The 6,647-nt window shown below is 67.5% G+C and carries 9 protein-coding genes; 3 read left to right on the top strand and 6 right to left on the bottom strand.

All coding sequences use genetic code 11. From position 1 onward, the window contains the following. Both BMZ83_RS15915 and BMZ83_RS17070 read right to left on the bottom strand, forming a co-directional pair. Nucleotides 1-845, bottom strand: an 845-nt coding sequence (locus tag BMZ83_RS15915; RefSeq protein ID WP_074880959.1) for a sulfite exporter TauE/SafE family protein, incomplete at its 3' end; no start/stop codon positions are given. Next, nucleotides 845-997: a DUF7512 family protein gene (locus BMZ83_RS17070; RefSeq protein WP_166623323.1), complete on the bottom strand. Its 153-nt coding sequence runs from the start codon at nucleotides 995-997 to the stop codon at nucleotides 845-847. The genes BMZ83_RS17070 and BMZ83_RS15915, both read right to left, overlap by 1 nt. 315 nt (nucleotides 998-1,312) lie before the next feature. Between BMZ83_RS17070 and BMZ83_RS15910 the strand changes: the two genes are divergently transcribed. Continuing rightward, on the top strand, nucleotides 1,313-2,164 hold the full coding sequence (locus tag BMZ83_RS15910; protein WP_074880957.1) for a universal stress protein: 852 nt from the start codon (nucleotides 1,313-1,315) through the stop codon (nucleotides 2,162-2,164). A 10-nt stretch (nucleotides 2,165-2,174) separates the two neighbouring features. Here the strand turns inward: BMZ83_RS15910 and BMZ83_RS15905 are convergent, their stop codons facing one another. From BMZ83_RS15905 to BMZ83_RS15890, 4 genes are read right to left on the bottom strand one after another with little or no spacing between them, the layout of a single operon-like run. Beyond that, nucleotides 2,175-3,356, bottom strand: a complete 1,182-nt coding sequence (locus tag BMZ83_RS15905) for an inorganic phosphate transporter (RefSeq protein WP_074880955.1) — start codon at nucleotides 3,354-3,356, stop codon at nucleotides 2,175-2,177. Nucleotides 3,357-3,406: 50 nt separating this feature from the next. Beyond that, nucleotides 3,407-3,865, bottom strand: a complete 459-nt coding sequence (locus BMZ83_RS15900; protein ID WP_074880953.1) for a YeeE/YedE family protein — start codon at nucleotides 3,863-3,865, stop codon at nucleotides 3,407-3,409. Beyond that, on the bottom strand, nucleotides 3,862-4,419 hold the full coding sequence (locus tag BMZ83_RS15895; protein WP_074880952.1) for a YeeE/YedE family protein: 558 nt from the start codon (nucleotides 4,417-4,419) through the stop codon (nucleotides 3,862-3,864). The genes BMZ83_RS15900 and BMZ83_RS15895 overlap by 4 nt, the downstream gene beginning before the upstream one ends. Nucleotides 4,420-4,427: 8 nt before the next feature. Then, nucleotides 4,428-5,621, bottom strand: a complete 1,194-nt coding sequence (locus BMZ83_RS15890; RefSeq protein WP_074880962.1) for an MBL fold metallo-hydrolase — start codon at nucleotides 5,619-5,621, stop codon at nucleotides 4,428-4,430. Between the two features lie 236 nt (nucleotides 5,622-5,857). Here BMZ83_RS15890 and BMZ83_RS15885 point away from each other — a divergent pair, with 236 nt between their 5' ends. Both BMZ83_RS15885 and BMZ83_RS15880 read left to right on the top strand, forming a co-directional pair. After that, complete coding sequence (locus tag BMZ83_RS15885) at nucleotides 5,858-6,103, top strand: sulfurtransferase TusA family protein (protein WP_074880948.1); 246 nt, start codon at nucleotides 5,858-5,860, stop codon at nucleotides 6,101-6,103. A 2-nt stretch (nucleotides 6,104-6,105) separates the two neighbouring features. Further along, a partial coding sequence (locus BMZ83_RS15880; protein ID WP_074880946.1) for a DsrE/DsrF/DrsH-like family protein occupies nucleotides 6,106-6,647 on the top strand: 542 nt, incomplete at its 3' end.

Below are 6,647 nucleotides of genomic sequence, written 5' to 3'. Positions count from 1 at the left end.
CCGAAGTACACCTTGATCTCGTCCTCGTCGACCAGACTGGTCGCCGCTGCGCCGATCCGGGCGCCGCCGGCACTCCCCGCCAGCAGCGGGACGACGATCGTGAGGTCGACCGCGCCGTCCATCGCGTACAGGAAGCTCCCGATCCCGCCCGAGAACACGATCTCGAACAGGTCCGTCCCGACCGCGATCGGAACCGGCACGCCGATCAGGTAGAACAGCGCGGGCATGCGGATGAACCCGCCGCCGACGCCGAGGAATCCGGAGAGCAGCCCGGTCGCGAACGCGACGAGGAGGATCATCCACAGCGAGACCTTGATCCCGCCCCGCAGGCTGATCATCGGCGGGACGCGGTAGGACTGGATCTTCTTGGCGATGTCGGGAATGTCGTCGGCGTCGATCTCGCCGTCGGCCTCGTCGTGGTCCGGACTGAGCCCGCCACCCTCACCGCCTTTGACCGCGGTGTAGGTGATGAACAGCCCGATCCCCCCGAGCAGGAGGACGTAAATAACGCTGACGACCGTGTCCGCCAGGCCGATGTCCTGGAGGTAGTGCAGCCCGATCTTCCCCACCTCGATCCCGGCCGTGGTCCCGGCGATCATCAGCACCCCGAGCTTGTAGTCGACCTGGCCGAGGTCCCGGTGTTTGAGCGTCGCGATCACCGACGTGGCGAACACGAACGCGAGCCCGGACGCGACCGCCACGTCCGTCTCGTAGCCCATCACCATCAGCGCCGGCGTGACCAGGAACGATCCCCCCATCCCGAAGAACCCGAACAGGAGGCCGATCAGCACGCCGAAGCCGGCGAACAGGGCGAGCAAAGCCACCGAAACGCCGAACAGTTCCATCATTTGTTACCACCGATCGCGTCGACGACCGTCGGGCCCAGGAGCTGCTCCAGCAGCCCGTAGCCGACGTACAGGATGATTGCTTCGACCAGTACGACACCGATGACGAGCAGGGCGCCGTCGACGCCCGTGGCGCTCTCAAGCCCGAACATCGTTCGACACCTCGTTCGATATTGCCTCGATCATGGAATTCTGCTCATGGCCGGCTAATCCGCTTCAGTATTTAACGGTTGTGGGATTGGGATACAATATTACTGCAGTGGATGCCACGGCTAACGGATTCGGATATACGGATACGTTATTCAAATATAGAGTTCGCCACGGCGGCGCCGAACGAGGATGTGACTCGGGGGAGTGGATGCTCGCGCGCGCCGCACCGTGGGACGACCGCCGCGACGTGGCCGGTGGGCTGTCGCGGGCGTGTCGGCTGGCAAAACGCTATGCGTCCGCGGGGCGAGCGGGCACGCATGCGGGCAATCTACGCGACGGACCTCTCGGCGGCCAGCGACGCGGCGATCGAGAACGAGACCTGCCTGGACTGTCTCGAACGGATCGGCGTCGAGGAGATCCACCTGCTGACGGTCGTCCCCTCCAACGTCCACCCGGGAATGCCCGGGATGGACCTCGAGCAACGGCGCGAGCGCGGGCTCGAGGCCTACCGGTCGGTGATGGAGGCGGCTGGCTTCGACGTGGAGACCCATGTCGTCCGCGGGACGCCGCACCGGCGCATCAACGGCGTCGCCGAGACGGTCCGGGCGGACATGACCATCGTCGGCTCGCGGGGGCAGAGCCCGCTCGCGAACCGCGTGATCGGCTCGACCGCCCGGAACCTCGCGCGGACGACGGTCGTCCCGCTGCTCGTCAACCGGGTCGAACGCGAGGCGGACGAGCCCGAGGTGCTCCGTGAACACCTCTTCCAGCGGGTGCTCTACGCGACTGACTTCTCGGAGAACGCCGAACGTGCCTTCGGCGCGTTCAACTACCTGCGGCACGCGACCGAGGCGGCGACGCTCGTCCACGTGCGGTCGCCGAAGGACGACCTCGACGTGGATCCGTACGCGGCACTCGACGACCTCGCCGGCACGCTCGCCCAGTGGGACATCGACACCGAGACGGTCGTCCGGGACGGCGATCCGGCTGCGGAGATACTCGACGTCGAGGCGTCGGTGACGCCGACGACGACGCTCGTGGGCTCGCGCGGGCGGAGTCGACTCCGGCGGCTGATGCTTGGCAGCGTCTCCGAGGAGATCGTCGCCGGCGCGACGGGGAACGTCTATCTCGTCCCGCCGCCCCGGACGGCCGGCTACAAGCTGCTGTAGCGGCGCTTGCTCACGCGAGCGGCAACACCACCACCGCGCCGTAGGCGAGCACGAACGCGACGGCGAACGACGCCGCCCAGGCGCCGACAGTCACGCCCAGCTTCCGTACGTCGACGGCGCCGCCGCCGCCGACGGCCGCGCCGCTGCCGATGATCGCGCTCACGACGATCTCGTTGAACGAGACCGGGACGCCAAGCAGGACCGCGACCTGCGCGATGAGGAAGGAAGGGACGAGCGCCGCGATCGAGCGCCGCGGCCCCAGCGAGGAGTAGTCCTGCGCGAGGGACTTGATCATCCGCGGCGCGCCGGTCCAGGAGCCGACGAGGATCCCCAGCCCGCCGCCAGCGAGGACGGCGATCGGCGGGATGGTCCCCACGTCGTCGAGCAGCGGCAGGAGCGGGCCGACCGCGAGGCCGACCTGACTCCCGCCGGCGGAGAACGCCACCAGCGACCCCAACGCGAGCAGGAACCGCCGGAGGCCGCCGGCCTGATCGCGCCGGACGTCCAACGCGACGACGCCCCCGACCGCAGCGGCCGCCACGAGCGTGATCCCGACCGTCGCGGAGAGGCCAGTGACGCCGAGGGATCGGCCGGCGGCGCCGGCGATCGAGCCGGCCGTCCCGTCCGGACCGAGCATCGTGAAGTTGACGTTCGCGAGGACGGCCCCGACGAGGCCTCCCAGCAGCGGGATGCTGTACACCTCCGGCACCGTCTCCCGCGGGAGCACGCTCGCGATGGCGTAGGCGACGCCGCCGCCGACGAAGGGGGTCAGCACCCAGACGGCGCCGATCTGGACGTACTTCGGCCAGACCGGGCTGCCGCCGAGTGCCAGCCCGACGCCGATGACCGATCCGGTGACGGTAAAGGCCGTCGCGATGGGGTAGCCGGTCCTGATGCCGACGGCCATGAGCCCGGCCCCGATCAGGAGGACGACGATGACGCCGCTCGCGGGCAGGCTGACGCCGCCGATCAGCCCGCTCCCGACCGCCTCCGAGACGTTCGCGCCCTGGGTCACCGCGCCTGCGAGCCCGAGGATCCCGACGACGAACGCGGCACGCATCGTTGAGATGGCGTTCGCCCCGACCGCCGGCGCGAACGGCGTCGCGCCGCTGGAGCCCGCGCCGATGACCCACGCCATGAACAGGCTCGCGAGCCCGGCGACGAGGAACAGGGCAACTGTGGCTAGTTCCATCGGAATGCAACTGTGGCTAGTTCCATCTGAACAACCGAAAAAGCGCGGGGTTAGTCGGCGCCCGCGACTGCGGGCTCGCTGTCGGTCGAGTGACTCCGCCAGTAGCCCTGGACGTAGGCGCCGAGGAACATCCCGGCGAGCGCCCAGAGGATCGTGATGTTGCCGGTTCCGAGGCTGGCGTAGGCCGCGCCCGGACAGATCCCGGACAGCCCCCAGCCGACGCCGAAGACGGCGCCGCCGACGAGGACGTTCCGGTCGAACGGCTTCAGGCGGCGCTCGTAGCGGTCGCCCGTCAGCGGCGCGGCGTCACGGATCCGGGGCATCAGTGCGAACGCGATCCCGGAGACGATCGCGGCGCCGAACATGACGAAGATCAGTCCGAAGTCGTCGAACTGCAGGAAGTTCAGCACGACCTCCGGGCGCGCCATCTGGCTGAAGCCGAGCCCGAACCCGAACACCAGGCCGCCGACGAAGACCAGCGGCTTGAACAGGGGATGTCGGTCGCTCATGGGCTCACCCCCAGCGCGGCGACGACCTGCGCCGTCCCGATCGCCACGGTCAGGAACGTCGCGACCCCGATCAGGGAGGTCTTCGACGCCGACCCGACGCCACAGACGCCGTGGCCGGACGTACAGCCCTTACCGATACGGGTCCCGATGCCGACGAGGATGCCGCCCAGGAACAGCCGCCAGGGCTGGACATCAGTGGTCCACAGCGTCACGCCGGCGACCTCGTAGAGCTGGCCGGTCGATCCAGGTTGGTACAGCGAGCTCGAGACCACGCCGGACTGGAACGTCGCGGCGAACGCGAACGCGCCCAGGATGATCCCGGCCGTGAACACGAGCCGCCAGTCCCGCGAGGCGACGTACTGCTGGAACCGCGACTGGTCCGAGACGTACGACAGCGTCGACTCGAGGAACGTACTCGCTCCGGCGGGGATCCCCGTTCCGACGTAGATCAGGACGGTCCCGAGTCCGACGAGCAGGCCGCCGACGGCGTACCGGCTGATCCCGTTGGGGAACAGCTCGGCAGCCAACTGGAGCGGGACTGGATCAGCGACCATCGACGGAGTTAGTCACCCGCGAGCGACTCCTGGCTCGCTGCGCAGTTGTTCGGGCCGAGTTCGAGGGTGAACGCCTCGTCGTCGTCGACGGGGTTCTGGCCGAGGTTCGTCGCGATGATGTCCTCGTAGTTGGCCGGACGGGGCGGCATGTCCGAGAGGATCAGCTCCACGAACTCGTCCTCGTCCATCGTGAGCGCATCCATCTCCTCGACGAGCTGGCCGATCGGCGCCGTGTAGGTGCCGTCGGCGGCCGGCTCGGCGGCGTCGCTGAAGTGTGCGCCGCCGATCAGCGTGTCGTCGGGCAGGGTCAGCACGCGCTCCTGCAGGGACTCGTAGAGCATGCGCGCCGCGTCGGGCGCGCCGTCGTCGCCCTCCTCGAGGTCGGGGCGGGCGACGCTCTCGATGAACAGCCCGTCGCCGGTCGCGAGCAGGCTGTCGTCGATGAGGTACGAGGTCATCCCGGTCGTGTGCCCGGGCGTGTAGACGGTTTCGACGGTGGCGTCGCCGACCTCGAAGGTGTCGCCGTCCGCGGCGGTCGTCAGCTCGTCGGCGTACGTGACGCCGCGGTCGACGGCCGGCTCGGGGATGACGCCCTCGACGCCCTCGTCGTCCAGCGCGCGGACGCCGGAGATGTGATCGGCGTGGACGTGGGTGTCGATCGCGTACTCCAGGTCGACGCCGAGCTCCTCGGCGTCCGCGAGGTAGCGGTCGGTGAACGCGCGAAGCGGGTCGACGATGGCGGCCTCGTCGTCGTCGTAGACGAGGTAACCCAGACAGCCCGAGGAGGGGCGCTGGTACTGCAGCAGCGTGCCGGCGCCGTCGTAGTCCTCGACCTCGACGGCGTCGTAGATGCGCGCCCAACCGTTCATGCCGTCCTCGAGGTGGTTGACCTCGTAGCCCCGCTGGGCCAGCTCGGCCGCGACGTACTCGCTCGAGCCGCCCTTCGCACAGAGCACGGTGACCTCGCGGTCGTCGGGCACCTGTGCGAGCACGTCGTCGGCGATCTCGTCCTCGAGGAACTCGAAGTAGGGGACGTTGATCGACTCGACGGTCTCGCCGTCGATGCGCCACTCCTCGTACTCGGACTCCATCCGCGTGTCGAGGAGGGTGATCGATTCGCCGTCGTCGATGCGGTCCTTCAGGGTTTCCGGCTCGATCGAGTCGACCTCGACGTCCGGAGTCGGGAAGTCATCAGCGTCCATGTACACTCCACCGTATCGCCCGGTCTCACAAAAAGGTTTGCATAATAATCCACACTACATGCAAGACTATCTCGCGATCAAGCCGGCGATAACTGGCGGGCGCACGTGCAAGAGAACGGTAAATAGTGGTCAAAATACCGGTCCCTCTTGCGGTCGTTCGTCGGATCGGTACGCTTTTACACGAGGGTTTGATATTGTGGGTTAGCTCCAATATACAACAACGGAGCAGATCAATCATGAGTTCGCAATTCGACATCGCGGAGACGCTCGACGTGAAAGGTGCATCGTGTCCCATGCCGGTCGTGAAGACGAAGTCCGCCATCGACGAGCTCGACGAGGACGAGATCCTCGAAGTGCTCGCGACGGACTCCGGCAGCATGAGCGACATCGACGGCTGGGCCGACAGCACGGGCGGCGTCGAACTGCTCGACCAGGTCGAGGACGGCGACGTGTTCAAGCACTACGTCCGCAAGACGGAGTAAGCATGAGTACGGACACGCCCGACGCGTCGACGGACGACACGCCCTCGCGTGCTGAACTGGCCGCCCGCGTCGAGGAGCTCGAGGAGGAACTCGCCGACGTGGCCGCCGAGACCGGCGAGGACGAGAAGAAGATGTCCATCATCGCCACGAAGGGCACGCTGGACATGGCGTACCCGCCGCTGATCCTCGCGAGTACGGCAGCGGCGTTCGGCTACGAGGTCACCGTGTTCCACACGTTCTGGGGGCTGGAAATCCTCCACGAGGAGCGTTCGAAAGACCTCAAGCTCAGTTCGGTCGGTAACCCCAACATGCCGGTTCCGAACGTGATCGGCGCGATCCCGGGGATGGACCGCATGACGACGAAGATGATGGAGAAGAAGATCGACGACAACGAGACCGCCTCGATCGAGGAGCTCATCGAGACCTCCCTCGATATGGGCGTGGAGTTCCAGGCCTGTCAGATGACCATCGACCTGATGGACTACGACGAGGAGAACTTCTACGACGGCGTCACCACCGGCGTCGGCGCCGCCACCGCCATCCA

This window comes from Halolamina pelagica (assembly GCF_900115675.1).
GTDB classification, from domain to species: domain Archaea; phylum Halobacteriota; class Halobacteria; order Halobacteriales; family Haloferacaceae; genus Halolamina; species Halolamina pelagica.
Note: the sequence above shows the minus strand (reverse complement) of the source record. Positions and strands in the feature narration are given on the sequence as shown.

Coding starts and splice junctions, on each gene's coding strand:
- BMZ83_RS17070 (WP_166623323.1), bottom strand. CDS start 997: ATGTTCGGGCTTGAGAGCGCCACGGGCGTCGACGGCGCCCTGCTCGTC.
- BMZ83_RS15910 (WP_074880957.1), top strand. CDS start 1,313: ATGCGGGCAATCTACGCGACGGACCTCTCGGCGGCCAGCGACGCGGCG.
- BMZ83_RS15905 (WP_074880955.1), bottom strand. CDS start 3,356: ATGGAACTAGCCACAGTTGCCCTGTTCCTCGTCGCCGGGCTCGCGAGC.
- BMZ83_RS15900 (WP_074880953.1), bottom strand. CDS start 3,865: ATGAGCGACCGACATCCCCTGTTCAAGCCGCTGGTCTTCGTCGGCGGC.
- BMZ83_RS15895 (WP_074880952.1), bottom strand. CDS start 4,419: ATGGTCGCTGATCCAGTCCCGCTCCAGTTGGCTGCCGAGCTGTTCCCC.
- BMZ83_RS15890 (WP_074880962.1), bottom strand. CDS start 5,621: ATGGACGCTGATGACTTCCCGACTCCGGACGTCGAGGTCGACTCGATC.
- BMZ83_RS15885 (WP_074880948.1), top strand. CDS start 5,858: ATGAGTTCGCAATTCGACATCGCGGAGACGCTCGACGTGAAAGGTGCA.